Source organism: Saezia sanguinis (assembly GCF_003991585.1).
In the GTDB taxonomy this organism is placed as follows: Bacteria; Pseudomonadota; Gammaproteobacteria; order Burkholderiales; family Burkholderiaceae_C; genus Saezia; species Saezia sanguinis.
In genome coordinates, this window is record NZ_PQSP01000002.1 from 185572 (window position 1) to 210034 (window position 24463).

A 24463-nucleotide genomic window follows, 5' to 3' on the forward strand; every position below is an offset into this window, starting at 1 on the left:
GAGCATAAACGATGAGTACAGACAATAAAGAACATGTGATTTATTTTGAATCAGGTAAATACACGGTGCGTGCAGATGAAACGGTGCTGGATGCCTTGTTGCGGCAGGGCGTGAATGTGCCTTTCTCATGCAAGGGCGGTGTGTGCCAGGCCTGCATGATGCGCTGTGTGGAAGGCGAAGTGCCTGAAAGAGCGCAGCGCGGGCTGGTGCCGGAGCAGCAAAGAAGAGGCTGCTTGTTGGTGTGCGTGTGTGAACCCCAAACCGACATGAGCCTGTTGCGCGGCACGCCGGAAGACCATGTCACAGAATGCATGCTGCATGAGGCCACGCCTTTGGCAGAGGCGGAAAATACTTTTAAAGTGAAATTTGAGCTGGCACGTGCCTGCCCGATGACTATTGGCGACAGACTGCGTGTCGTCAGCCCTGAGGGCGCGGTTGAGCCGTTGATGGAGGTCACAGCGGTGGACAGTGACTGGGATGTGACGGCTACGCTTCGGCTGACTGAAAATGCACATCGGCCGGACTGGCTGAGCGGCGACCCGTTTGGGGTAATGTTTTTTGTGCGCGGCCCTTTTGTAGAAGGTTCGCGTGATGGTTTTCAGCCGGAGCAGCCACAGCCGCAGCCGCAACCGGAAGTCTGGCAGGCGCTGGGAGACGGTGCCAAAGTCAGGGTGGTGCTGGAGGACTTTTATGACCGGGTGTATGAAGATGAAAGGCTGGCGCCTTTTTTCCAGCATGTCACCAAAGAACGGCTGGTGGAAAAACAGTATTCATTCATGCACCAGTTATTCACGGGCAAAAAGGTGTATTTTGGCAACCGGCCCCGCAATATTCACCACTGGATGGTGATATCGGATGATCTGATGGATCACCGGCGCCGCATTCTGGATGCGGCCATGCTGCGCCATGGGGTTACCGATGAGCAGCGCCATGTCTGGCATGCGTATGAAGAGAACTACCGGCCCGATATTGTCAAAGACGAAGCGTGGCCTTTGAAGGTGGGTGAAAACGAGTACGTGGACCTGGAGTCGTTTGACAAAGAGGTTTTGCTGGAAGCCACTTTATGTGACTACTGCGGCAATGAAGTGCTGGCCGGTGAAGAGGTGATCTACCACCGGCGCACAGGTAAAATCAGCTGCCCGCGGTGCAGCAGTTGATGTTTTACCGTGCTTTATCTTTTTGGGGTTGAACGCTTTTTAAACCTGCGGTTGCGGGCGTGCATGGTTCAGCTCATCGCGTAACTGCTGTGCCTGCTGCCGTGCCGCCTGGGCAAATTTGGCATCTTTTCCTGCATACAGAATGGCGCGTGATGAACTGATGACCACCGGGCTGAAGCGCCCGTCAGACCATGATTTCCAGGCGGCCTGCACGGTCGCATGGGCGTCTCCTCCTTGAGCGCCTATCCCCGGAATCAGCAGGGGAGCGGTAGGAGCCAGTTCGCGCACACGCGCCAGCTCGTCGGGATAGGTGGCGCCGACAACCAGCCCCAACTGCCCGTTGATATTCCAGGCCCCCTGGGCCTGTTTGGCAATGTGCTCATAAACACGGGGCTTGCCTTCAATTTCGAGGTGCTGGTTTTGCAGCTCGCTGCCACCGGTATTGGAGGTGCGGCACAGCAGAAAAGCGCCTTTTTCGTGGTGCCTGAGGTAGGGTTCAATCGTGTCAAAACCCATAAACGGTGACAGCGTAACCGCGTCTGCACCATAGCGTTCAAACGCTTCAATGGCATATTGTTCAGCCGTGGAGCCGATGTCTCCGCGTTTGGCATCCAGAATCACCGGAACGCCGGGGGCATTGCGGTGAATGTATTCGATCAGTTGCTCCAACTGGGGCTCGGCACGGCGGGCCGCAAAATAGGCAATCTGGGGCTTGAATGCGTTGACCAGATCAGCCGTGGCATCCACAATGGCAGCACAAAAGTCAAAAATACGGTCGGTCTGATTTTGAATGGGCTCAGGGAAGCGCGCCGGGTCAGGATCGAGCCCGACACACAGCAAAGAGTTGTTCTGGCGTGTGGCGCGGGTAAGCTGTTCAATGAAAGTCATAGGGATTTGAGGCTAGGGAAGTACTGGGTGAATTGTACCTTGTGCTGCAATACCGGCAGATTATTCTGTTGTGTGGCTTATTTGTCAGCGTAAAACGCCGGTTACAGCTGGGCTTTGTCAAAAGTGTCCGCTGCCAGGCACAAATCTGCCCAGGCCTTTCGTTTATCTACCGGGTTACGCAGCAGATAAGCAGGGTGGTAAGTCACAATGACCGGAATATTTTTATAGTGGTGTACCTGCCCGCGCAGCCGGCCAATAGCCTCATGGCTGCCCAGCAGTGTTTGCACCGCAAAGCGGCCGGTGGCCATAATGAGTTTGGGTTGTATCAGCTCGATCTGCCGCTGAAGATAGGGCGCACACTGTGCCATTTCGGCCGGTTCCGGGTTGCGGTTTCGCGGCGGACGGCATTTCAGCACATTGGCAATGTAAACGGGAAGCTGGTCTTTTTCCGGCCTTCGGGCCAGGTTCAGGTACATCAGCATGCGGTCCAGCAGTTTGCCGGCCTGGCCGACAAACGGCTCGCCTTGTTTGTCTTCATTTTCTCCCGGCGCCTCTCCCACAATCATCCATTGTGCCTGCGGCTGGCCAACGCCAAAAACCGCCTGTGTCCGTGTTTTGCATAACTGGCAGGCGGTGCACTGGGAGACTGCCTGTGTCAGTTCGTCCCATGACATTTGTGCAATGGATTCACGGCTTTGCCGCTCTGCATCAGATAAGGGAGTAACCGCGGACGGATGTTCCGGTTTTGGATGCACAGAGGCTGATGGCTGGCTGGCGGTTGTGGTGGGGGCAGCAGAGGCAGAAACAGGTTTAGGCTGCTGCTGCCTTTGCGCCGGTGCAGCAGGCGGGATGCTTGCCGCTACAGTTTGCTCAGCGTGCTCAGAAGCAGTATGGCTGGTCTTTTCTGCTGGTGCGGTAGGTTGCTGCCAGGGTAAGTCAATGCCCATGGCTTTGAGCATGGCCTGTTGGTGTGGGTTGATATTCAGCATACGCGTAACGACATGAGCACAGCATGCTCATGACCTCCATCGGGGGTCGGATAGTAGTTTTTCCGCCGGCCAACCTCTTTGAAGCCAAACTGCCGGTATACATGTAATGCCCGGGTATTGCCTTGCCGTACCTCAAGCCACAGCCACGTCAGTTGCTGCGACACGGTCCATAAGCGCAGCGTTTCCAGCAGCATGCAGGCACAGCCCTGCTGCTGGTAAGCAGGGGCAACCGTCAGATTGAGCAAATGGGCTTCTTCCACGCCTTTCATGGCTACATAATAGCCCATGATGTCACCTTCTGCATGGGTGAGCAGTGCCATCGCGTGGTAACCGGCATTCAGCGCGTCCATGAAATTACCATACGTCCAGGGGTGTGAATAGCAGGCCTGCTCAATGGGGGCGACTTTTTCCAGCAGATTCATGGCTAAGGGGACCATGCATGGCTGCTGCAACGATGCATGTGCCGGGTCTGAATGGTCTGGGCAGGGGGAAAATGCTTTTGCACAATGCTTATTCATGGCGGCGCATCTCAGGCAGGCTCGCCTTGCTGTTTGCCGGCATGTAATGCAATGCGTTCAGCCGTGGTCAGGGCAACTTTGTTACGCAGATACAGTGGCAGTGCCTGCTCCGGGGTTATCAAGTCGTTTTTCTGCCATGCCTGTTCAGCCAGTGAAAGCATGCCGGTCATTTGCGGGGTGATCATGGTCAGCAGGTGGAGCGGCTGATGCTGGTTCAGATAAGCCTGCAATTCCTGCGGTTGAGTCAGGCAGGCAGGGGTGCGGATATGCCAGGATAAATCTTTCCACTGGTAATGTGCACAATACCATTCATCCATACGGGCATCTAAACGCACCACCAGGTCAACAGTGTCGGGGGAAGGGTTGCATTGCAGCCGGTATTGTTCGGCCGCAGCCAATAGCGTGACGATAGAAATCAGTGGCAGGCCTGCGCCAAGCGCCAGCCCTTGTGCAACAGAACATGCCGTGCGCAACCCGGTGAATGCTCCCGGGCCGCAGCCAAATGCGATAGCATCCAGGTCGTTGATACGTATGCCATTTTCTGCCAGTATCTGCATGATCAGCGGCAGCAGTGCGTCAGAAGCATGGGCGCCCCCTTCTGTTTCAACCACACGGGTCTGCCCATCGCAATGCAGTGCGACGCCAAGCGTTTGGGTAGAGGTGTCAAAAGCCAGCAGTTTCATGGCAAAAATAATTGGAATTCAACCGGAATATACCAATTTAACATTGTCTCATTATCAGAGATAGCCTTGAAACTGCTCCAGTTTTTCCGTCAAAATGGGTATTTGCAAAGCCCATAGGGCTTTCATCTCTAGCCGTCTCGTTACATAATGGCAAACTTGTGGCTGATAATATTGAAGAATACATGATGATTCAGTTGTTAACGTTCAAAAAAATGCGGAAATTTCTGCTGGTGTGTGCTACAGCATGCCTGTACAGCGGTGCAGCCATGGCGCAGTTATTGCTGCCCGAAAGTGTCAGTCAGGCACTGCAAAAAGCGGGGATTGATCAAAAAGATGTCGCCATTGTTGTGGTGGATGCTGAACCAGGTGGAAAAAGCTGGCTGCTGCACAATGAACAGGCCATGATGAATCCGGCATCGGTGATCAAGCTGGTGACCACCTATGCGGCACTGGACATATTGGGGCCGGGCTATACCTGGAAAACCGGTGTATTTGCCGATGGACCGGTTGAAAATGGGGTGTTGCAGGGGTCTTTGTACATTCGGGGTTCTGGTGACCCTTCAATGACGGCAGACCGCTTGCGTGACCTGCTGTTAGAGGTGCGTGCCGCCGGCATCCAGAATATCCGTGACAATCTGGTGATTGACCGTTCGGTCTATGCGATTCCGGAAGTTGCCCCAGGCGCTTTTGATGGCGAGCCGTTCCGTCCGTATAACGTACGGCCGGATGCTTTGCTGGTGAATTACAAATCCATTGTGTTGATTTTTAACCCGTCGCTGGCAACGGCTGGCGGGCAGATTCCGATTGTCAGTGATCCGCCGTTGACGGGCGTGCAACTGGATTCGCATGTCACAGTGGGGGACCAGCGCCAGTGTGGCGACTGGCAGAAGACGCTGTCGGCAGATTTCAGCGACCCGCTGCACATTCGCATCAAAGGCACATTTCCATTGGTTTGTGGCAACAAGCGCTGGTATGTGGCGTATGCTGAACCGTCAAGTTACGCGTTGCGCGTGACCGGCGGGCTGTGGCAGCAACTGGGTGGCGATGTGCAGGGGCGGGTCACCACCGGTACGGTACCGCCGGGTGCCAGGCTGGTAGCGGTGGGTGAATCCAAGTCGATGGCCGAAGTGGTGCGTGACGTCAATAAATTCAGCAACAATGTGATGGCGCAATCGGTATTTCTGGCACTGGCTTTGCCAGACCAGAAAGGCCTGCTTTCATCTGCTGCGGTGAGTTCTCCTGCCACTTTGGAGCAGGCAAGGCAGCGTGTTGCCGCTTGGTGGAGCCAGCAACTGCCACGGCTGACACCACCGGTAATGGACAACGGCTCAGGATTATCCCGCTCAGAATCAATTGCGGCCATTTCCCTGGCCGGAATGCTGCAATCTGTCTGGCACAGTGCCGTGATGCCGGAATACGTCAGCTCATTGCCGATTGCCGGGGTGGACGGCACCATGCGGCGCAGCAATGCGCAGGCCAGCGCCCACATTAAAACCGGCAGTATGAACGGCGTGGTCGCGCGGGCCGGCTACGTGGTGGGGAATAATGGGCAACGGCGTGTGATAGTGTTTCTGATCAACAGCCCCAAGTCTTATGCAGCCAAGGAAGCACTGGATGCATTGATTGACTGGAGCGCCAGCTTCTGATGAGAAAAATGTGTATCTGGACTCAAATAGAAGTGGCTTAATTTGAATGAAAAGGTTGATATGTTTGAACAATTGAAAGAGCAGGCCAGTAAGCTGGAGCAGGAAGTCAAGCTGAAAAAAGAGCTTGAGGCAGAAGACAAAGAAGTGCTCAAACAGCTTTCACTCGACTTGAATGCGCATGCGGCTGGTGAGAGTGCAGATCAGCGCGATGCACTGATTGAACGTCTGAATACATCATACGGAAAATTCCACGAAAAGCATCCGGAGCTTTCCGTGGTGCTGCAAAGCGCCATGCAGATTTTGCAGAATATGGGCGTTTGACTTTTATTGCCGGACCAGCCGCCGGTTGTGAAATACGCCATGGGCGTCCAGCGTGCGGTATGGGTTGATGTCCAGCCCGCCGCGTCTGGTGTAGCGTGCATACACCTCCAGTTGCCGCGGCGCCAGCAGCGTATAGATATCCATAAAAATACGTTCTACACAGTGCTCGTGAAAGTCGGCATGCTGGCGAAAGCTGATGATGTATTGCAGCAGGCTGGCCTGATCCAGCTTGTTATCTGCCTGGTAATTGATAAATACGCTGCCCCAGTCAGGCTGTCCGGTCACCGGACAGTTGGATTTCAGCAAATGGCTGCACAACTGCTCAGTGGTGTCATGACAGGCAGATGCTTTGAGCATGGACACAGATGGATGGCTGTATGAGGCTATCTGAACTTCCAGTGCATCAATGCACTGGGCATGTGGCGATGTTACCGAGTAAGCCGACGTGTCATGGATATCTGAAAGCCTGACAGCGACACGGCTGCCTGCAGCAGCACTCAAGTCGTGTTCAAGTATCTGCCGGATTTTTTCCAGCGAATCAAAAACGGTCTGATTGAACGAGTTCAGGTACAGCTTAAACGATTTGGATTCAATGAGGTTTGGAGAATTGGCCGGAACCCTGAACTCCACCAGTGCAACGGCTGGTTTGCCTGATGGGGTCAGCCAGGAAAATTCATAACTGTTCCAGATGTCAACGCCATCAAATGGCAGTGCAGCATTGTCTGTTATGCCAAGCTGCAACCGGTTGGTGCTTCTTGGAATGGGAAACAGAAGTTCGGGGCTGTAAGTGTCGCGGTATTCGCTGGATTTGCCCAGCGGCGACGATGCTGCAGAGTTGCTCATGATTCAAGGTGTAACAGAGATTCAGAATTGGTGACTGGCCAAGCATGCATTGTACGTCAGCCGCAGTGTGTGCAGGGCGGTGCCTGTTGTGGTGTCAATAAAAAAGGCTGCCAGTCAAGGCAGCCTTTTAAGAAGATTCCTGCTATTTTATTTACTCGGGAACCAGTTCTTTTACTTCATCACCATAAGCATCGGTCACCAGGGTTTTAATGCCCATCAGTTCTATCCATTTCTTAAATGCACCGATAAAGACAATCACCATCAGCACCATCACCATCACTGCAAGGGATGACAGCAGATACTGCTGCTTGGGCCAGTACTGGGTGGTGACCTGCAGGTAACCGGCCCACAGGGTAACGGCGGCCATCAACACACCAGGAATTGCTGTGCACAGGCAGTATTTGCCCCGGTTCATGCGCAGCAGCATGGTGGTGCAGACAATGAGCGCACAGGCGGCGAGCAACTGGTTGCTGATACCAAACAGCGGCCAGATGCTGGAGATGTTGCCGGTGTACAGCAGGTAGCCCCACAGGAACGTGAAGATCGCGCTGGTCACAATAACGCCGGGCATCCAGTCTTTGTCGCTGAATTTGGGGATAACACGCCCGACCATTTCCTGCAGGAAGAAGCGTCCGACACGGGTACCGGCGTCAATGGCGGTCAGAATGAAGACCGCTTCAAACATGACGGCAAAGTTGTACCAGTAGGCGATGAGCTGATCCATGTATGGAATTTTATGGAAGATATGTGCCATACCGACCGCCAGCGATACCGCGCCACCCGGCCGGTTGGCCAGGTTGATGCCGATGTGCTCGGAGTAGTAGGCCAGGTCGTGTGTCTGGCTCAGGGCTGCAGGTGCGGTAGCCAGGAATGCATCGTAGCCTGACTTGGCCGTGTTGATCGCAAAGTAATCGCCCGGTACCAGTGTACAGGCGGCAATCAGGGCCATGATGGCGACAAAACCTTCCATCAGCATGGCGCCATAGCCGACGAACAGAATTTCCCTTTCGTTGGAAACCATCTTGGGGGTGGTTCCGGTACCGATGATGGCATGGAAACCGGAAATGGCACCGCAGGCAATGGTGATACAGATAAACGGCAGTACCGGGCCATTGATGATCGGGCCGCCGCCGCTGATGAAGTCGGTCAGGGCCGGCATTTGCATGTCGGGCATCACAAAGCAGATACCTACGGCAAGCATCAGAATGGTACCGATTTTCAGGTAGGTGGACAGATAGTCACGCGGCACCAGCAGCAGCCACACCGGCAGCACAGATGCGAAGAAACCATAAATAGGAATGGCCAGTGACAAAGAGTTTTGTGACCAGTCAAAGTAATAGCCCAGCCCGCCCTTGAACAGCGGGAAGTCTGCCAGGCTCAGTTTGCCTTGAACCAGTAGTTCCTGCATTTGCGGGGTCAGTACATCGTATTTGGCGGCCAGTGCCTGCGCCTGATCAGCCGGAACGGCAACGCCCTGGGTGATCAGTTCTCTGAGTTCCAGCGGGATCTGTGTGAACGGGTGCCCCAGCACAATGGCCAGGAACAGCAGGCCAATACCGATCAGGCTGGCCAGTAGAACATTGTGGCTTGCGCGCATGACCATGCCCATGATGATCGCAATGGGGATGGTGACCGCCACGATGAACAGCGACCAGGGGGCTTCATGCATCGCATTACGGCAGGCAATGGAAAGGCCTGCCAGCGTCAGTATCAGGATGAACAGCACCGCAAAGCCGGCAACGGAACCGGTCAGCGGGCCGATTTCTTTGCGTGCGATGGTTGCCAGGCTTTGCCCTTTGTGCCGCACCGAGGCAAACAGCACAACCATGTCGTGTACTGCGCCACCTAGCACGCATCCGACCAGAATCCACAGCGCACCCGGCAGAAAGCCGAACTGTGCAGCCAGTACCGGGCCTACCAGGGGGCCCGCTGCTGCAATGGCTGCAAAATGGTGGCCGAACAGCACATTTTTATTGGTGGCAACGTAATCATGGCCGTCGGCATATTTAACGGCCGGGGTTGCACGGTTCCTGTCAAGTTTGAGAACCTTGTTGGCTAAAAAAATACCGTAAATACGGTAGGCGATTGCAAAAATACAAAGCGATGCAAAAACCAGCGTTAATGCATTCATTCCATCCAGTGCTTGAAACATAATATGATCCCACTTGCTAGGTGCTATATATGACATAGAAGCAGCAAAATGCGCCGGCTTGCTATTGACGCAGAAAAACCTGATAGCCAGGTGCCAGCAGGTTTGTCCCGATTTGTACAGATATGTTGCTCACTATAGCACTGCATTGCGGAACAAGAGAGGCGTTAGTTTGATTAGCATCAACATAATGCAGGAGAAAGTGCCATTCAGTTGTCTTCGTGCCATGCGATAAAAATGCATATATACTGGATTCAGCACTCTGGTTTCCATTTGTTTAACCAGGGTCAAAGCTGTGCCTTGTATAAAGAGGATCATATGCAGCCATTGCAATTGTTTTAAATGCATATTTGGTTTTGGGGATATGGATGGGCGGTAAGTTTTCAGCGTTAGTTAAAACCAACCAGGCGACGCTGACAGACCGTGTCAAAAACTGCATTGAGCGCAGCATATTCTGCTGGCTGGCCACAGTAGACCGCAATGGCGAGCCGCATGTTTCTCCGCGGGAGATTTTTGCAGCGCATGAGGACACTTATTTTTTAATTGCCAATGTGTTTTCCCCCGGCAGCATCCGTAACATCAGGGGCAATCCAAAGGTCAGCGTCAGTTTTGTCGATATGTTTCTTCAGCAGGGGTTCAAGCTGCAAGGGCAGGCCATGGTTGTGAGCCCTGTGGATGCCGTGTTTAAAAACATCTCTCAACCTTTATTCCTGATGGCAAACAGGGAGTTCCCTATCCATAACATCATCTCGATACAGGTGGAAGATGTGACCCCGCTCATCGCGCCCAGCTACAAACTGATGCCCGAGGTGGTGCCTGAAGCGCAGGCCCGGTTACTCCCGGGCGAAGACAGTGCCGGTCATGCCGGCTAGCAAATGAAACAGGAAGCAAGGCGGTCAGGCATTAACCTGCCGCCGTAAATTCATTTGACTTACAGGAAGTGCATCACGTCGCCGTCACGCACCACGTAATCCTTGCCTTCAGCCCGCATTTTGCCGGCCTCTTTCGCACCTTGTTCCCCTTTGTACTCGATGAAGTCATCAAAAGAGATGGTCTGGGCACGAATGAATTTTTTCTCAAAGTCTGAGTGAATGACGCCTGCGGCCTTGGGGGCCGTGTCCCCTTCATGAATGGTCCAGGCACGCACTTCTTTGACGCCGGCGGTGAAATAGGTTTCCAGCCCCAGCAATTTGTAGGCAGCGCGAATCAGGCGGTTCAAACCGGGCTCGGTCTGGCCCATTTCGGCCAGAAAAATTTCTTTTTCCTCATCGGCCATATCCGCCAGATCAGCTTCAATTTTGGCGCAGATGGCTACCACGGGAGCGCCTTGTTTTTCAGCGTATGCTTTCAGGCGGTCAAGCAGGGGGTTGTTTTCAAAACCATCTTCTGCCACGTTACCGACAAACATGGCTTTTTTCACTGTAATCAGGCACAAGGGTTTGAGCAGCAGCAGTTCCTCTTTGGTCAGATCCATGTTGCGCACCGGGGAGCCTTCATTCAAAGACGCCTGTACTTTTTCAAGCACAGCAACCAGGGCCTGAGCTTCCTTGTCGCCTGAGCGTGCCACCTTGGAATAGCGCACAACCGCTTTTTCTACTGTAGACAGGTCTGCCAGACACAGCTCGGTTTGAATGACTTCAATATCTGAAATCGGGTCAATTTTGCCGGCCACGTGCACAATGTTATCGTCTTCAAAGCAGCGCACCACATTCACAATGGCATCGGTTTCACGAATGTGCGATAGGAACTGGTTGCCCAGGCCTTCGCCTTTGGAGGCGCCGGCGACCAGCCCGGCAATGTCCACAAATTCGACAATGGCCGGAACAACGCGTTCGGGCTTGACAATTTCTGACAGTTTATCCAGCCGCGGATCGGGCACCTCAACCACGCCCACGTTTGGCTCAATGGTGCAAAAAGGATAGTTTGCCGCTTCAATGCCCGCTTTGGTCAGCGCATTAAACAGGGTGGATTTGCCGACATTGGGCAGGCCGACGATACCGCATTGCAAACTCATGGTGTATGGACTTTCTGTGGTGCAAAATGTTCCATTTTAATGCCTTCGTGCATATTTGGCCCGGCAATGCTGATCAGCTTTGGGGTGTTTGCCTATTCGGCCAGTGTCCGCATCAGGTCAACGGCCTGCTCGACTCGCTCGACCGGGTGAATGGTCAGGCCTTCAATCGGTTTTTTCGGCGCATTGGCTTTGGGGATAATCGCGACGGAAAACCCGAGCTTGGCCGCTTCTTTGAGGCGCTCCTGCCCGCGCGGGGCCGGGCGGACCTCGCCGGCAAGCCCCACTTCGCCAAACGTGACAAAGCCCTTGGGCATGGCTTTGCCGCGCAGGCTGCTGTGTATGGCCATCAATACTGCCAGGTCGGCGGCCGGCTCGCCAATGCGCACACCGCCGACGGCGTTGACAAACACATCCTGGTCAAATGTCGTAATACCGGCATGGCGGTGTAAAACAGCCAGCAGCATGGCCAGGCGGTCGCGGTCCAGCCCGACAGACAGGCGGCGCGGGTTGCTGCCGCTGGCATCGACCAGTGCCTGCACTTCAACCAGCAAGGGGCGGGTGCCTTCCAGCGTGACCAGAACGCAGGAGCCTGCAACAGGCTCACTGTGGGTAGATAAAAAGATAGCGCTGGGGTTGGACACACCTTTGAGGCCGTGCTCGGTCATGGCAAAAACGCCGATTTCATTGACCGCTCCAAAACGGTTTTTGACGGCCCGGATCAGCCGGAATGTGCTGTGCGTGTCACCTTCAAAATAGAGCACGGTGTCAACCATGTGTTCCAGTACGCGGGGACCGGCCAGGGCACCTTCTTTGGTGACATGGCCCACCAGAATAATGGTGATGCCGTTGGCCTTGGCGGTGCGGGTCAGTTGTGCAGCGCATTCGCGGACCTGTGCGACTGAGCCGGGGGCTGAACTGAGCTGGTCGGAATAAACGGTCTGGATCGAGTCGATAACGGCAATGGCGGGTTTTTCGGCCTCCAGCGTTCCCAGAATTTTTTCCAGTTGAATTTCTGCCTGAAGCCGTACTGCAGACTGGTGCAGTCCGAGCCGGCGGGCCCTGAGTGCAACCTGTGCGCCGGATTCTTCACCGCTGACATACAGTGTGGGCAGCTGGCGCGCCAGGGCGTCGGTTGCCTGCAGCAGCAGGGTTGATTTGCCGATGCCCGGGTCGCCCCCAATGAGCACGACACCACCGGCCACCAGCCCGCCGCCGAGCACCCGGTCAAGCTCCTGAATTCCGCAAGGGGTACGGGTCACTTCCGAGGCTTCAATTTCTGCCAGTGTTGTCACCGGAGCGGTGGTTGAAAGTGCCGCAAAACGGTTTTTGCTGGGGGCCGAAGTCTCGGCAATGCTTTCAACCAGGGTGTTCCATTGGCCGCAATGCGGGCATTTGCCCAGCCAGCGTGGTGTGGTGCCGCCGCAGGCATTGCAGACATAAATGGTTTTTTCTTTAGCCATGGCGTATTGTACTGTTTGGCTGTGAAAGCAAGGCAATCAGCTCCAGAGCAGGAGTTTTAAAAGCATCAGAAACAGCACAGCGCAGGCGCATATCAGAATACGTGAGCGGGTGCGCAGCTTATCCACGACCTCAACCAGACGCTGGTGCTGCTCGGCCATGGCGTTTACCAACTGGGCGGCTTCCAGCGCATTGGCCTGGGCCTGCGTACGTTCTTTTTCCAGCAGGGCGACCCTGGCCTGCAGGTTGGCTACCGGGTGGGCAGAAGCATCGGGTATCTGTTCAGGCTGGGTGGGCGCGGTATTATCCTTGCGGATGCTTTGCCATAATTGGCGCGCACCCATGACAACGGCAGGAGCGGCCTGGATCACGTCTTTCCAGGGAATGATTTTGAGTGCTGAAAGCCAGCCGATTGCCATAGCGGGTGCTCCTTGTCAAAGGTGTGTTGTGCATGCAGCAGAGAGGGAAATAGCTACTGCATACTAGATACAGATGGTGCGAAGGAATGGCATTTCAAGGCATCCGGCTATTCTTTGGCCAGAATTTCAAGCGAACGTTTGGCATATTCCTGTTGCAGTTCGCGGCGTAACTGGGCCGCACGGTAGCGTCTTTTTTCGTCCGGCGTGGCAGGTGTGAGCTTGGGGACGGCGGTGGGCTGGCCCTGAGCGTCTACCGCGACCATGGTGAAAAAGCAGCTGTTGACATGCCGTACGACTTTTTCTTTGATGTTTTCGGCAATGACTTTGATGCCGATTTCCATCGAAGTGTTGCCGGTGTAGTTGACGCTGGCGAGAAACGTCACCAGTTCTCCGACATGGATCGGTTGCCGGAAAACGACCTGATCAACCGAAATGGTGACAACATATTCCCCGGCGTAACGCGACGCGCAGGCAAACGCGACCTGATCGAGCAGGCGCAACAGATCGCCGCCGTGTACGTTGCCGGCGAAGTTGGCATAGTTGGGCGTCATCAGAACTGACATGATCAGGTGATGGCTGGGTAATAGAACTTGGGAGGCGTCTTCAGGGTGCATGATGAATGTTCAAAGTGGTGATAGCCGTCATTGTATGCAACACGGGAAAATGTGTTTTTAATCAGTGACATGGACCGGCACGCGGGGAGCCAGCGCGCACATCAGCTCATATCCGACCGTATGGGCGGCCAGAGCCACCTCATCAACCGATAACAAGGTCCCGTTTGGCGCCTGCCCCCATAACGTCACGCTACTGCCAGGCTGGGCGGCCGGAATATGGGTGATGTCTGCAACCATCATGTCCATGCTGATGCGCCCGACGGTGCCGGTGCGTATGCCGTCTACCAGAATCGGGGTGCCGGAAGGGGCAATACGCGGATAACCGTCGGCATAACCACAGGCCACGACCCCGATGCGCATGGGGTGTTGTGCAACGAATGTGCTGCCGTAACCCACTGTGTCGCCAGGTTTCAGCGTCTGTGTGGCAATGATCTGGCTTTGCAGGGTCATGGCCGGGCGCAGTCCCCAATCCTCGCTGGTATGGGCTGGGTAGTCAAAAGAGGCGCCATACAGCACAATGCCGGGGCGGCACCAGTCGCTGGGCGCTTCGGGGTGATCCAGGCTCGCGGCTGAATTGCATAAGGTTCTTTCACCGGGCAGGTCTGCGGTCGTTGCCTGAAAGGTTGCTAGCTGGTCGGCAATGCCGCGTGGGCCATCGGCATCTGAAAAATGCATCATCAGCCCGATTTCTCCCACCTGGGGCAGGCTGTTCAGGCGCGCCCAGGCGGCGCGGAATCTTTCAGGTGTGAACCCCAGGCGGTTCATGCCTGCGTTCATTTTCAGAAAGACATGATGCGGTGCTGTGGTTTTATGCGAAGCCAGCCAGTCAATCTGCGCATCGCGGTGTACCGCGTGTGTCAGGTTCAGCCGGGAGCAGATTTCAAGGTCGCGCGGCTCAAAAACACCTTCCAGCAGTAAAATGGGGCCTCTCCAGCCGAGTTGGCGTATCCGCTGTGCTTCGGCCAGATCCAGTAGCGCAAAACCGTCTGCGGCCCTGAGCGCAGGAAAGACGTTTTCAATGCCGTGTCCGTAAGCGTTGGCTTTGACGACTGCCCACAGGCGTGCGTCGGGCCGGGCCTGTCTGACCCGTTGCAGGTTGTGCGTCAAGGCCGTTGAATGGATCAGTGCTTGTATCGGGCGGGGCATGGTAAAACAATCCGGGTTGAAGGCTGGAATAGGTATGTTGAAATGATCATGCAGGGTATGCAGGTTGATTGTACTGCGCGCAAAAGCATGATTTGTCAAATGCCTATGAATATATTTCCTTGGATTTTATATTTGTCTTGACCCAGGAGGATTCCGGATTACATAAACGTGATATAAAGAGAAGCTTTATCGGGCAAAAAGGTGATGTCAGGCGCATGTATCTAGATGGAATGTCATGGCACCTTGGTTTGGTCAATTGAATCCTCAGAAGTATGAAAAAAGGTTTTTACTGGATTATCTCTACGCAGTTTTTAAGCTCGTTTGCAGATAATGCGCTGTTGATTGTGGCAATTGCCTTGCTGCAGGAGTTGAGCGCTCCTGACTGGGCCACACCCATGCTCAAGTTCACGTTCACCATTTCTTATGTGCTGCTGGCGGCTTTTGTAGCAACATTTGCAGATTCGCGTCCGAAAGGCCGGGTGATGTTTGTCACCAACCTGATCAAAATGGTTGGTTTGCTGACGATGCTGTTCTGGGTGCATCCGTTGCTGGCCTATGGCATCGTGGGTATCGGCGCAGCGGCCTATTCGCCGGCCAAATACGGCATTTTGACCGAGTTGCTGCCTGCTGAAAAACTGGTGGTTGCCAATGGCTGGATTGAAGGGACCACCGTGTCTTCCATTATTCTGGGAATGGGCGTTGGCGGTTTTCTGGTGAGTCCGACGATGTCGGAATTTTTATTGGGGCTGCATTTGCCCGGGGCAAAAACGGCAGCGCAGTCAGCGCTTTGGGTGGTGTTGTGTATTTATCTGCTGGCCACGCTGTGCAATTTGCGCATTCCTGATACAGGCGCACGTTATAAAAAACCGGTCTGGCGGGTTGGTCCGATGCTGATGAATTTCAGCCGCAGTGTGCGTGTGCTTTGGAGCGATAAGCTCGGCCAGATTTCGCTGGCGATTACCACATTGTTCTGGGGTGCCGGGGCAACTTTGCAGTTTATTGTGCTGAAGTGGGCTGAGACAGCCCTGGGGTTGCCGCTGCATGATTCATCATGGCTGCTGGGTGTGGTGGCGATCGGCATTGCTGCAGGCGCGATTCTGGCGGCAGCCACAGTGCCTTTGAAAAAGGCCTTGAACGTCATGGGGCTGGGCGTTGTGATGGGGCTGATGTGTGTGGTGCTGGCGTTTTATAACATGGATGCCATTCCTGAAGTCAGTATCGTCGGTATTCCTTTGTATCTGGTGATTGCAGCCCTGTTTCTGATGGTCATCGGCGGCCTGGCCGGCTTCTTTATGGTGCCGATGAATGCCTTGCTGCAGCATCGTGGGCATGTGCGGTTGTCAGCCGGGCATTCCATTGCGGTGCAGAATTTCAATGAGAACATTGGTATTCTGGTCATGCTGGCGATGTACGCCTTGCTGATCATGCTGGGGTTATCCACACGGGTCATCATCATTCTGTTTGGCATATTCATGATGGGTGCCATCTATGCGGTTATATTGTGGAACAAGGCCAATATGCGTGAAAAGGACTGGACGCAGTTGATTGGTGAGGAAAAGCACTACTGACCTGTGTCCGTTTTGATCCAGCGCATAATGAAAATTCAAAAGAAAGTGCGCTGGTTGTGAATAGTGCATAAACAGCACTCCTGGCGTTAGACAAAACTTTTGTTTTCCATGGCTTGGCAGGCCATGGTCGGCTGTCCTCTACCGTGTGGAGTGTTTATGAGTTTCGTATACGATTTCTCTGTGAAAGACATCCGTGGCAATGATTTGGATTTTTCGAGCTACCGCGGGAAAGTGCTTTTGATTGTGAACACTGCCAGCCAGTGTGGCTTCACGCCGCAGTTTGCCGGGCTGGAGGCGCTGTATCAAAAGTACAAGGACCAGGGGCTGGTGGTGGTTGGTTTTCCATGCAACCAGTTTGGCCAGCAGGACCCTGGCAGCGCATCAGAAATAGCGCAGTTTTGCCAGATCAATTACGGTGTGACATTCCCGATGATGGCCAAGGTGGATGTCAATGGCCCTGATGCATCGCCGTTGTGGGTGTGGCTGAAACAGTCTGCTTCCGGCGTGCTGGGGACAGAGGCCATCAAATGGAACTTCACCAAATTTCTGGTGGGCGGTGATGGCAAAGTGATCGATCGTTATGGTTCGGTCATCAAGCCTCAAAGTCTGGAGGCGGATATTGAGGCTGCACTGCAACAGTTGCCGGGGCTGTGATGTTGTGCGCCAGTGCTTAAATGGATGTATCATGCACAGTTGCCTTCGTAAAAAAATTTAATTTGATACACCATGTTTGAACACATTCCTGCCTATGCCGGTGACCCGATTCTGTCGCTGGTGGAACAATTTTTACGCGATGAGCGTGCCACCAAAGTCAATCTGAGTATTGGCCTGTTTTATGATGATGATGGCAATATCCCCCTGTTAGAGCCGGTGCAGGAGGCGGAGGACCGCTTGGTGGCTCAACACCGTGCGCGCAGTTATCTGCCGATGGACGGGGATGCCGAGTTTCGTGAAGCGGCGCGTGCCTATGTGTTTGGGGATAAACATGAGGCAGTGACTTCGCACCGGATTGCTTCGGTGCAGGCCATTGGTGGTTCTGGCGCGCTGAAGCTGGCGGCAGATCTGGTGCACCGTTATTTCCCGCAGTCGGAAGTTTGGATCAGCCAGCCGACCTGGGACAACCACCGTGCCATTTTTGAAGCTGCGGGTGTGAAGGTGAATGAGTATCCTTATTACGACCGCGAAAATAACCGGATCCGGTTTGACGAGCTGCTGGCCTGTATTCAGACCTTGCCTGCTCGCAGCGTGGTGCTGATGCACCCATGCTGCCATAACCCGACCGGGATGGACTTGTCCCATGAGCAGTGGCAACAACTGATTACTGTGTTCAAACAAAACAACCTGATTGCCTATTTGGATATGGCATACCAGGGGTTTGGGCAAGGCATTGAGGAAGACGCCTGGACGGTTCGCGCGTTTGCGGCAGCAGGGCTGTCCTGTTTTGTCGGATCTTCCTTTTCCAAAAGCTTTTCCTGGTATGGTGAGCGTGCAGGCGCCTTGCATGTGGTCTGTGCCAGTGCCAAAGAAGCCGATTGTGTGCTGGGGCAACTGAAAGCAATTGTGCGCCAGATCTATTCCAGCCCGCCTGTGCATGGTGCTGCGGTGGTTAATATGGTGCTGCGCGATCCGATTCTGCGCACCCGCTGGGAGCAGGATGTCAACCACATGCGTGCGCGTATCCAGGAAATGCGCCAGGTGCTGCAAAAAATCATCAGTGCCAAAGTGCCGGGGCGCAATTTTGACTACTTTACCCAGCAACAGGGCATGTTCAGCTATACCGGACTGAGTGCTGAGCAGGTGGACCGGCTGCGCGAGGAGTTTGCCGTGTATCTGGTGCGTTCCGGGCGCATGTGTGTGGCCGGGCTGAATCATCACAATGTGGAGTATGTGGCGCAATCCATGGCGCAGGTGCTGCAAGAATGACATTTCCTTAGAGCAGCGCGACTTTACAAGCAGGCCCCGGCATCAGCCCGGGGCTTTTTTATGGCTGTTTCCCATATCCTCAATGTCCGAGCGTCGTGAAGGTACTTGATTGTACTTTTTGTCTTTAACATGTATTATTTTTACATGTTTTGATGTCAGGCTGATTTTGAAACGAAATATCAAGACATGACGCATAGATGAAACGATGAGAACGTAACCATTCCAGACACAAGAGGAAGGAATCACGATGTTTTGTATACAGTGTGAACAGACAATCAGAGGCCCGCAGTCCAGCGGGTGCAGTTATGCGCAGGGCATGTGCGGCAAAACTGCTGACGTATCCGATTTACAGGATATTCTGATCAAAAGCATGCAGGGTGTTTCGTATTGGGCATCATTGGGGCGGCAATACCAGATTGTCGATCCGCAGGTTGACCGCTGGTCCATACAGGCATTTTTTGCCACGCTGACCAATGTGAACTTTGATGCACAGCGCTTTTTTGAATATATCCGGAGTTCAGAGAGTTTCAAAAAGAGGCTGCAAGAGCAGGTCACGCAGGCTGCAAAAGCAGCCGGCCAGGCTCTGCCGCCGTTGACAAAGGCCGCACAGATGAGCATGTCAGCAGCTCAGACAGAACTGCTGAAGTATGCGCCTGTTGCTGCCTTGAACCATGACCGTTCCGAAATCGGAGATGATGTTATGGGGTTGCGGTTGCTGTGTCTGTATGGACTGAAGGGGGCCGCCGCTTATATGGAGCATGCTGCGGTTTTAGGGCAGGAAGCCCCGGATATTTATGCCGAGTACCACCGCATCATGTCGTATCTGGGGGATGATCCGAAAGACATTGGCGCATTGCTTGACACTTCCATGCAGATCGGTGCACTGGGCTTTAAAGCACTTGAAATGCTGAATCGTGCCGAGACTCTGACAATGGGCGATCCAGAGCCGACCACCGTCAATGTGAACCCGGTCAAAGGAAAATGCATTGTGGTTTCCGGGCACGATCTGGAAGATTTGCGCGAAATACTGGAGCAGACCCAGGGTAAGGGCATCAATGTGTATACCCATGGTGAAATGCTGCCGGCGCACTCTTATCCGGCGCTGAAAAAATATCCGCATCTGGTGGGCAACTATGGCGGCGCATGGCAAAAACAGCAAACAGAGTTTGCAGACTTTCCTGGCGCCATTGTGATGACTTCCAACTGCATCATTGACCCCAACGTCGGACGCTACGCTGACCGCATTTATACACGCAGCATTGTCGGCTGGCCTGGCGTGAAACATATTCAGGGCAATGATTTCAGTGAAGTGATCGAAAAAGCGCTGTCGTTGCCGGGCTTTGCGGAAAGCGAGCCGGAGCATCGGATCACCATCGGGTTTGGCCACAAGGCATTGATGGCCGCAGCACCGGCGGTGATTGAGCAGGTCAAGGCAGGCCATATCAAACACTTTTTCCTGGTCGGCGGCTGTGATGGCGACAAACAGGAACGCAACTACTACAACGAGTTTGCTTTGCAGGCGCCGAAAGACAGTGTGATTTTGACACTGGGATGCGGGAAATACCGTTTCAACAAAGAGGAGTTTGGCGATATCAACGGGATTCCACGCCTGCTGGATGTGGGGCAGTGTAATGACTCTTATTCTGCCGTTTTGCTGGCACTGGCGTTGAGCAAGGAGTTCAACTGTGGTGTCAATGAACTGCCGCTGACGTTGGTGCTGTCGTGGTTTGAGCAGAAAGCCATTGTCATTTTGCTGACCCTGCTTTCTCTGGGGGTGAAGGGCATTTATGCCGGCCCGTCACTACCGGCATTCCTGACGCCGAATCTGGTCAAGGTGTTGCAGGAAAAATTCGATCTGCATCCTACCGGTGTGGTTAAAGAGGATATGGATACGATCCTGAACCGTAAGGCAGCTTAAACAAAGCAGTCATCGCAGGCGGTTTGATGGAGAACCGCCTGCCAATTCAAATTGATAAGAGACCTATGATGGCAGATACCTGGAACCCGTCGCTCACGCCACTGGTATTGGTACGTAAAACGTTTGAGACGCAGGACACGGCTAATTTCTTTTTTGCCACGCCGCAGCATCACACTTTCACTTTCAAACCCGGGCAGTTTGTTACAGTGAAGGCAGACATTGAAGGGCAGACGTATGCCCGCTCCTACTCCATCAGCTCGTTGCCGGAAAAAGCGGAACTGCAGCTCACCATCAAGCGGGTGGCGGGCGGTGTTGTTTCCAACTGGCTGATAGACCACCTGCTGCCTGGCGATTCGCTATGCACCTATGGCTTTGCCGGAGATTTCAATATTGTGGATTGCCCGCCGAAAGACAAAGTGCTGATGATCAGTGCCGGCTGTGGTATCACTCCGGTCATGGCCATGACCAGGCATCTGCTGAATGGGGCTGCGCAGCCTGTAGCAAAAGTGGATTTTCTGCACTGCGCCAAAGATATTGAAAATGTCATTTATCTGGACGATATGCGGCATATGGCCAAAGCGCACCCCCGTTTTCAGGCGCATTTGCTGTTGGAGCAGATAGGCGATCAGTCGGGTTCTGAGCGGACGTATGAAGGACTGATCAGCCTGGCGCATTTGCGGGCCTGTTGCCCAGATTATCTGGATCGTTCGGTTTATTTATGCGGCCCGGCCAGATTCATGGAGGTGGTTGAAGGCATTTTCCGTGACAGCGGTTTTGACATGGCCTGTTTTTTCAAGGAAAGTTTTCTACCGTCAAATACCTGTGACGCCACGGTGGCAGCCGATGCTGCACAGTGCACCGTGAATGTACCTGATTTTCAGGTCAGCCAGCAAGTGGCTGCGGGTTCTGTTTTGCTGGACGTGTTGGAGCAGGCTCATGTGCCTGTCATCGGCGCATGTCGCTCCGGCGTGTGCGGTTCGTGCAAATGCAAGGTGACGCGGGGGAAGGTGGCGTCCAGCAGCCATGCCACATTGACCGAGCAGGAACAAGCGGATGGTTATGTGCTGGCATGTTCCAGTAAAGTGGTGGAAGATGTTGATGTGGCTTTGAAATGAATGCGGAAATGAATGCAGTTTTGTGGGTGAGATGGCGTATACATCGCAAACACACATAGGGTCGTTTATAATATAGCCCAGACCCGAACAGACTGTGCGCTGACGGGACAAGAGTTGATTTTCATGCAACCTAGGCAAGATTACTGTGCAACTATCCAGATTCACTGACTACAGTATCCGTGTTCTGATTTATCTGGCGACATTACCGCCGGGGGAGTTGACGCGCATTAACGAAGTCAGTGAGCTGTATGACATTTCCAAAAACCACCTGGTCAAAGTGATTCATAAACTTGGGCAGTTGGGGCTGATCGATACCATTCAAGGCAAGAATGGCGGCATACGGCTTAAACTGTCGCCAGAGCAGATTGGAATTGGTCAGGCACTGCGCCAGTTGGAACCGTTGCACCTGCTGAATTGCAGTGTGGAAAGCTGCTGTATCAGCCCGGCGTGCCGTCTGAAGCGGTATCTGGTGGATGCCAAAGAGGCTTTTTTAAAAGAGCTGGATAAATACACGATACAGGATTTGCTGGTAGATAACCAAAAGCTGTATTCTTTTTTTCAAAAAGAAAAGCCGGGAAGCCAGTCTCCACCCAAAAAGCAAGCCAGGCGCATACGCATCAAAGAAAAAGCCTGAGACCACAGGCTTTTTCTTTTTGGCCTGAAATTATTGCTGCGATGTTTTGTCAGCAGGTTCACTCAACAGTGCACGCAGTTCGCGGCGCAAAATTTTACCGACAGTGGATTTGGGCAGGCTTTCGCGAAATACCACGAAACGCGGGCGTTTGTAGCCTGTCAGGCGTGTTTTACACCACTGTTTGACCTGTTCTTCTGTCAGTTCGGGATCTTTCTTCACCACCAGCACCATCACTGCTTCACCGGATTTTGGGCTGGGTACGCCAATGGCAACGCATTCTTCCACCCCTGACATCAGGGCCACCACATCTTCAATTTCGTTCGGGTAGACATTAAAGCCCGATACCAGAATCATGTCTTTTTTGCGGTCAACAATCCGGATCCAGCCGCTTTCATCCATCACGGCAATATCGCCGGTGCGGAAAAAACCATCTTTGGTCATGACCTTGGCGGTTTCTTCCGGGCTGTTCCAGTAGCCGGCCATCACCTGCGGGCCCTGTACCGTGATTTCCCCCGGCGTACCTAACGGAACCGGCTGGTCGTTGTCATCGCGCAATACGACCGTGGTTGACGGAACCGGGTAGCCAATGCCCATGCGCTGGTCATTCACATCTGTAATGTCCACACGGCTGGCACAGATCACGGGCGATGTTTCAGACATGCCGTAGCCTTCCACCATGCCACAGCCGGTCAGCTTGTACCAGGCCTGTACCGTGGCCTGCTGCAATGCCATACCACCACCGACCGACAGGCACAGCGAACTCCAGTTGACAGAGGATGCCTCCGGGTGATTGACGATGGCATTAAACAAGGTGTTCACGGCAGGCAGCACGTGAAAGGGCTGGCGCCGCAATTCGCGCAGCATGCTCGAGAGGTCACGCGGGTTGGGAATCAGGATGTTGTTGCCGCCCAGATAAAAGGTGATGAGCAGGTTCACATTAAAAGCGAAGATGTGATAAAGCGGCAATGCACCAACCAGCACAATCTGGTCTTTTCCTGATAGGTTGGTTTTCAGTGCGGGCAGAATCCAGGCGTATACCTGCAGCACGTTACTGACCAGGTTGCGGTGCAATAAGGTGGCGCCTTTGCTCACACCAGTGGTGCCGCCGGTATATTGCAGTATGGCAATATCGTCAGGGCCGATTTCAGGCTGCTGGTAGTCTGGCAGCATGTATTCACCGCGCAGCAGCGCTTCTTTTAAAGAGATGCTGTTTGGCAGATCAAAGTTCGGCACCATGCCTTTGAAGCGGATGGCTTTGTTGATGAACCAGCCTTTCAAGCCGCCAATCAGGTCTCCGATACCGGTGAGAATCACGTGCCTGACCGGGGTGGTGAGCATGGCTTCAGCCAGTGTATGGGCGAAGTTTTCGGCAATAAAAATAGCCTGCACATCGGCATCTTTGAGCTGATGCTCCAGTTCACGTGCGGTATACAGCGGGTTGACATTCACCAGGATGAAGCCGGCACGCAGTATGGCCGTGGCAATCACCGGATACTGCGGGATATTGGGCATCATGATGGCAACGCGATCGCCTTTTTTCAACCCGACAGACTGCAGGTAAGAGGCAATGTTCATAGAGAACTGGTCAATCTGTGCATAGCTGAATTTTTTACCCATGAACGTTTGTGCGGTACGGTGCGGGTAGGTCTTAAAACACTGCTCAAACAGTTCGGCCAGCGATGAGAAACGTTGCGAATCAATTTCCGCCGGCACTTCTGCGGGATAGTTCTTGAGCCAAATACGATCGGTTTTCAAAGTCATTCTCCGTAACAGGAATGATGTCAGTTTAGCGATCAACTGCACCTTCCCGGGTATAAATTCTACGAGTAGCCGAATACAGTACTTTTAGTATCAGATGCCTATCCCGTCATTTATTTACATTGTATTCAAAGCGGAGGATAAAATACCTGCTGTAAACGAGAACTCAGGCTATGAATAAGAAATTAGTGCGCTGGTCCCCCCGAACCACCGTTGCAGCTATTATTGAGCGCGAAGGTCTTTTTTTGCTGGTTGAAGAGGATACCGTTGATGGCCTGCGCCTGAACAACCCTGCCGGGCACCTGGATCAGGGGGAATCGCTGTTGCAGGCGTGCACACGTGAAACGCTGGAAGAGTCCGCCTGGCAGTTTACGCCTACAGCGCTGGTGGGTATTTATATGCACCGTTTTGTTGCCAGCCGGGGTGGCGATATGACGTATTTGCGTTTTTCTTTCTGCGGAAGCCTGGGTGAGCACGAGCCTGACAGGGTATTGGATGAAGGAATTGTGCGTGCGGTATGGATGAGCTATGAAGAGATTCAGGCCTGCCCTGAGCGGCACCGCACGCCATTGCTGATGCAAGGGCTTGATGATTACCGGCAGGGGTGTCGTTATCCGCTGGAGATTCTGACAGCCAATGCCAGTATTTACCGGCAACAACCCGATACGTTTGTTGCCAGTGTGTAGGGGAGTGTAGGCAGAG

At 53.7% G+C, this 24463-nt stretch carries 23 protein-coding genes; 11 read left to right on the forward strand and 12 right to left on the reverse strand.

What is annotated here, in order from left to right; genetic code table 11:
• The first annotated feature begins 11 nt into the window (after positions 1 to 11).
• A complete protein-coding gene (locus CUZ56_RS04885; protein WP_126978837.1) occupies positions 12 to 1157 on the forward strand; it encodes a 2Fe-2S iron-sulfur cluster-binding protein in 1146 nt (381 codons plus the stop codon).
• A 39-nt stretch (positions 1158 to 1196) separates the two neighbouring features.
• Here the strand turns inward: CUZ56_RS04885 and pyrF are convergent, their stop codons facing one another.
• The 4 genes from pyrF to tsaB form a co-directional block, all read right to left on the reverse strand.
• Complete coding sequence (gene pyrF / locus CUZ56_RS04890; RefSeq protein WP_126978839.1) at positions 1197 to 2045, reverse strand: orotidine-5'-phosphate decarboxylase; 849 nt, start codon at positions 2043 to 2045, stop codon at positions 1197 to 1199.
• Between the two features lie 101 nt (positions 2046 to 2146).
• Positions 2147 to 3034, reverse strand: coding sequence for a uracil-DNA glycosylase (locus CUZ56_RS04895; protein WP_239442052.1), 888 nt, complete (start codon positions 3032 to 3034; stop codon positions 2147 to 2149).
• Positions 3028 to 3552 (reverse strand): ribosomal protein S18-alanine N-acetyltransferase, encoded by a 525-nt coding sequence (gene rimI, locus CUZ56_RS04900; protein ID WP_239442054.1) that lies wholly within the window; start codon positions 3550 to 3552, stop codon positions 3028 to 3030. Before rimI ends, CUZ56_RS04895 begins: the two co-directional genes overlap by 7 nt.
• A gap of 11 nt (positions 3553 to 3563) precedes the next feature.
• Positions 3564 to 4235, reverse strand: a complete 672-nt coding sequence (gene tsaB, locus CUZ56_RS04905; RefSeq protein ID WP_126978841.1) for a tRNA (adenosine(37)-N6)-threonylcarbamoyltransferase complex dimerization subunit type 1 TsaB — start codon at positions 4233 to 4235, stop codon at positions 3564 to 3566.
• A gap of 158 nt (positions 4236 to 4393) precedes the next feature.
• Here tsaB and dacB point away from each other — a divergent pair, with 158 nt between their 5' ends.
• Both dacB and CUZ56_RS04915 read left to right on the forward strand, forming a co-directional pair.
• Positions 4394 to 5881: a D-alanyl-D-alanine carboxypeptidase/D-alanyl-D-alanine endopeptidase gene (gene dacB, locus CUZ56_RS04910; RefSeq protein ID WP_126978843.1), complete on the forward strand. Its 1488-nt coding sequence runs from the start codon at positions 4394 to 4396 to the stop codon at positions 5879 to 5881.
• 60 nt (positions 5882 to 5941) lie between these two features.
• Positions 5942 to 6202 (forward strand): DUF4404 family protein, encoded by a 261-nt coding sequence (locus tag CUZ56_RS04915; RefSeq protein ID WP_126978845.1) that lies wholly within the window; start codon positions 5942 to 5944, stop codon positions 6200 to 6202.
• Between the two features lie 3 nt (positions 6203 to 6205).
• Here the strand turns inward: CUZ56_RS04915 and queF are convergent, their stop codons facing one another.
• Positions 6206 to 7045, reverse strand: a complete 840-nt coding sequence (gene queF / locus CUZ56_RS04920; RefSeq protein ID WP_126978846.1) for an NADPH-dependent 7-cyano-7-deazaguanine reductase QueF — start codon at positions 7043 to 7045, stop codon at positions 6206 to 6208.
• Between the two features lie 151 nt (positions 7046 to 7196).
• A complete protein-coding gene (locus CUZ56_RS04925; protein WP_126978848.1) occupies positions 7197 to 9197 on the reverse strand; it encodes a carbon starvation CstA family protein in 2001 nt (666 codons plus the stop codon).
• Between the two features lie 365 nt (positions 9198 to 9562).
• Here CUZ56_RS04925 and CUZ56_RS04930 point away from each other — a divergent pair, with 365 nt between their 5' ends.
• A complete protein-coding gene (locus CUZ56_RS04930) occupies positions 9563 to 10066 on the forward strand; it encodes a pyridoxamine 5'-phosphate oxidase family protein (protein ID WP_126978850.1) in 504 nt (167 codons plus the stop codon).
• 59 nt (positions 10067 to 10125) lie between these two features.
• Here CUZ56_RS04930 and ychF read toward each other — a convergent pair whose 3' ends face one another.
• The 5 genes from ychF to alr form a co-directional block, all read right to left on the reverse strand.
• On the reverse strand, positions 10126 to 11208 hold the full coding sequence (gene ychF, locus CUZ56_RS04935; RefSeq protein WP_126978852.1) for a redox-regulated ATPase YchF: 1083 nt from the start codon (positions 11206 to 11208) through the stop codon (positions 10126 to 10128).
• A gap of 92 nt (positions 11209 to 11300) precedes the next feature.
• The gene (radA, locus tag CUZ56_RS04940; RefSeq protein WP_126978854.1) at positions 11301 to 12668 is read right to left on the reverse strand and encodes a DNA repair protein RadA; all 1368 of its coding nucleotides are present in this window, start codon (positions 12666 to 12668) and stop codon (positions 11301 to 11303) included.
• Between the two features lie 36 nt (positions 12669 to 12704).
• The gene (locus tag CUZ56_RS04945; protein WP_126978856.1) at positions 12705 to 13085 is read right to left on the reverse strand and encodes a hypothetical protein; all 381 of its coding nucleotides are present in this window, start codon (positions 13083 to 13085) and stop codon (positions 12705 to 12707) included.
• A gap of 107 nt (positions 13086 to 13192) precedes the next feature.
• Positions 13193 to 13648, reverse strand: coding sequence for an acyl-CoA thioesterase (locus CUZ56_RS04950; protein ID WP_239442055.1), 456 nt, complete (start codon positions 13646 to 13648; stop codon positions 13193 to 13195).
• Between the two features lie 108 nt (positions 13649 to 13756).
• On the reverse strand, positions 13757 to 14845 hold the full coding sequence (gene alr / locus CUZ56_RS04955; protein ID WP_126978860.1) for an alanine racemase: 1089 nt from the start codon (positions 14843 to 14845) through the stop codon (positions 13757 to 13759).
• A gap of 272 nt (positions 14846 to 15117) precedes the next feature.
• Here alr and lplT point away from each other — a divergent pair, with 272 nt between their 5' ends.
• The 6 genes from lplT (at position 15118) to nsrR (ending at position 22003) form a co-directional block, all read left to right on the forward strand.
• Positions 15118 to 16413 carry a lysophospholipid transporter LplT gene (lplT, locus tag CUZ56_RS04960; protein WP_126978862.1) on the forward strand — a complete coding sequence of 432 codons (1296 nt, stop codon included), beginning with the start codon at positions 15118 to 15120 and terminating at the stop codon, positions 16411 to 16413.
• Positions 16414 to 16569: 156 nt separating this feature from the next.
• The gene (locus CUZ56_RS04965) at positions 16570 to 17067 is read left to right on the forward strand and encodes a glutathione peroxidase (RefSeq protein ID WP_126978864.1); all 498 of its coding nucleotides are present in this window, start codon (positions 16570 to 16572) and stop codon (positions 17065 to 17067) included.
• A gap of 72 nt (positions 17068 to 17139) precedes the next feature.
• The gene (locus tag CUZ56_RS04970; protein ID WP_126978866.1) at positions 17140 to 18336 is read left to right on the forward strand and encodes an amino acid aminotransferase; all 1197 of its coding nucleotides are present in this window, start codon (positions 17140 to 17142) and stop codon (positions 18334 to 18336) included.
• A 247-nt stretch (positions 18337 to 18583) separates the two neighbouring features.
• Positions 18584 to 20254, forward strand: coding sequence for a hydroxylamine reductase (hcp, locus tag CUZ56_RS04975; RefSeq protein WP_126978868.1), 1671 nt, complete (start codon positions 18584 to 18586; stop codon positions 20252 to 20254).
• A 65-nt stretch (positions 20255 to 20319) separates the two neighbouring features.
• A complete protein-coding gene (locus CUZ56_RS04980) occupies positions 20320 to 21369 on the forward strand; it encodes a hybrid-cluster NAD(P)-dependent oxidoreductase (protein ID WP_162615257.1) in 1050 nt (349 codons plus the stop codon).
• 145 nt (positions 21370 to 21514) lie between these two features.
• On the forward strand, positions 21515 to 22003 hold the full coding sequence (nsrR, locus tag CUZ56_RS04985) for a nitric oxide-sensing transcriptional repressor NsrR (RefSeq protein ID WP_126978872.1): 489 nt from the start codon (positions 21515 to 21517) through the stop codon (positions 22001 to 22003).
• Between the two features lie 30 nt (positions 22004 to 22033).
• Here nsrR and CUZ56_RS04990 read toward each other — a convergent pair whose 3' ends face one another.
• Positions 22034 to 23764 (reverse strand): AMP-binding protein, encoded by a 1731-nt coding sequence (locus CUZ56_RS04990; protein WP_126978874.1) that lies wholly within the window; start codon positions 23762 to 23764, stop codon positions 22034 to 22036.
• Between the two features lie 170 nt (positions 23765 to 23934).
• Here CUZ56_RS04990 and CUZ56_RS04995 point away from each other — a divergent pair, with 170 nt between their 5' ends.
• Complete coding sequence (locus CUZ56_RS04995) at positions 23935 to 24447, forward strand: NUDIX hydrolase (protein WP_126978876.1); 513 nt, start codon at positions 23935 to 23937, stop codon at positions 24445 to 24447.
• The last annotated feature ends 16 nt before the right edge of the window (positions 24448 to 24463 follow it).

What these genes read in the sequence shown, in the direction of transcription:
- CUZ56_RS04885 (WP_126978837.1), top strand. Translation starts at nt 12, where the DNA reads ATGAGTACAGACAATAAAGAACATGTGATTTATTTTGAATCAGGTAAA.
- pyrF (WP_126978839.1), bottom strand. Translation starts at nt 2,045, where the DNA reads ATGACTTTCATTGAACAGCTTACCCGCGCCACACGCCAGAACAACTCT.
- CUZ56_RS04895 (WP_239442052.1), bottom strand. Translation starts at nt 3,034, where the DNA reads ATGCTGAATATCAACCCACACCAACAGGCCATGCTCAAAGCCATGGGC.
- rimI (WP_239442054.1), bottom strand. Translation starts at nt 3,552, where the DNA reads ATGAATAAGCATTGTGCAAAAGCATTTTCCCCCTGCCCAGACCATTCA.
- tsaB (WP_126978841.1), bottom strand. Translation starts at nt 4,235, where the DNA reads ATGAAACTGCTGGCTTTTGACACCTCTACCCAAACGCTTGGCGTCGCA.
- CUZ56_RS04915 (WP_126978845.1), top strand. Translation starts at nt 5,942, where the DNA reads ATGTTTGAACAATTGAAAGAGCAGGCCAGTAAGCTGGAGCAGGAAGTC.
- queF (WP_126978846.1), bottom strand. Translation starts at nt 7,045, where the DNA reads ATGAGCAACTCTGCAGCATCGTCGCCGCTGGGCAAATCCAGCGAATAC.
- CUZ56_RS04925 (WP_126978848.1), bottom strand. Translation starts at nt 9,197, where the DNA reads ATGTTTCAAGCACTGGATGGAATGAATGCATTAACGCTGGTTTTTGCA.
- CUZ56_RS04930 (WP_126978850.1), top strand. Translation starts at nt 9,563, where the DNA reads ATGGGCGGTAAGTTTTCAGCGTTAGTTAAAACCAACCAGGCGACGCTG.
- ychF (WP_126978852.1), bottom strand. Translation starts at nt 11,208, where the DNA reads ATGAGTTTGCAATGCGGTATCGTCGGCCTGCCCAATGTCGGCAAATCC.
- radA (WP_126978854.1), bottom strand. Translation starts at nt 12,668, where the DNA reads ATGGCTAAAGAAAAAACCATTTATGTCTGCAATGCCTGCGGCGGCACC.
- CUZ56_RS04945 (WP_126978856.1), bottom strand. Translation starts at nt 13,085, where the DNA reads ATGGCAATCGGCTGGCTTTCAGCACTCAAAATCATTCCCTGGAAAGAC.
- CUZ56_RS04950 (WP_239442055.1), bottom strand. Translation starts at nt 13,648, where the DNA reads ATGTCAGTTCTGATGACGCCCAACTATGCCAACTTCGCCGGCAACGTA.
- alr (WP_126978860.1), bottom strand. Translation starts at nt 14,845, where the DNA reads ATGCCCCGCCCGATACAAGCACTGATCCATTCAACGGCCTTGACGCAC.
- lplT (WP_126978862.1), top strand. Translation starts at nt 15,118, where the DNA reads ATGAAAAAAGGTTTTTACTGGATTATCTCTACGCAGTTTTTAAGCTCG.
- CUZ56_RS04965 (WP_126978864.1), top strand. Translation starts at nt 16,570, where the DNA reads ATGAGTTTCGTATACGATTTCTCTGTGAAAGACATCCGTGGCAATGAT.
- CUZ56_RS04970 (WP_126978866.1), top strand. Translation starts at nt 17,140, where the DNA reads ATGTTTGAACACATTCCTGCCTATGCCGGTGACCCGATTCTGTCGCTG.
- hcp (WP_126978868.1), top strand. Translation starts at nt 18,584, where the DNA reads ATGTTTTGTATACAGTGTGAACAGACAATCAGAGGCCCGCAGTCCAGC.
- CUZ56_RS04980 (WP_162615257.1), top strand. Translation starts at nt 20,320, where the DNA reads ATGATGGCAGATACCTGGAACCCGTCGCTCACGCCACTGGTATTGGTA.
- CUZ56_RS04990 (WP_126978874.1), bottom strand. Translation starts at nt 23,764, where the DNA reads ATGACTTTGAAAACCGATCGTATTTGGCTCAAGAACTATCCCGCAGAA.
- CUZ56_RS04995 (WP_126978876.1), top strand. Translation starts at nt 23,935, where the DNA reads ATGAATAAGAAATTAGTGCGCTGGTCCCCCCGAACCACCGTTGCAGCT.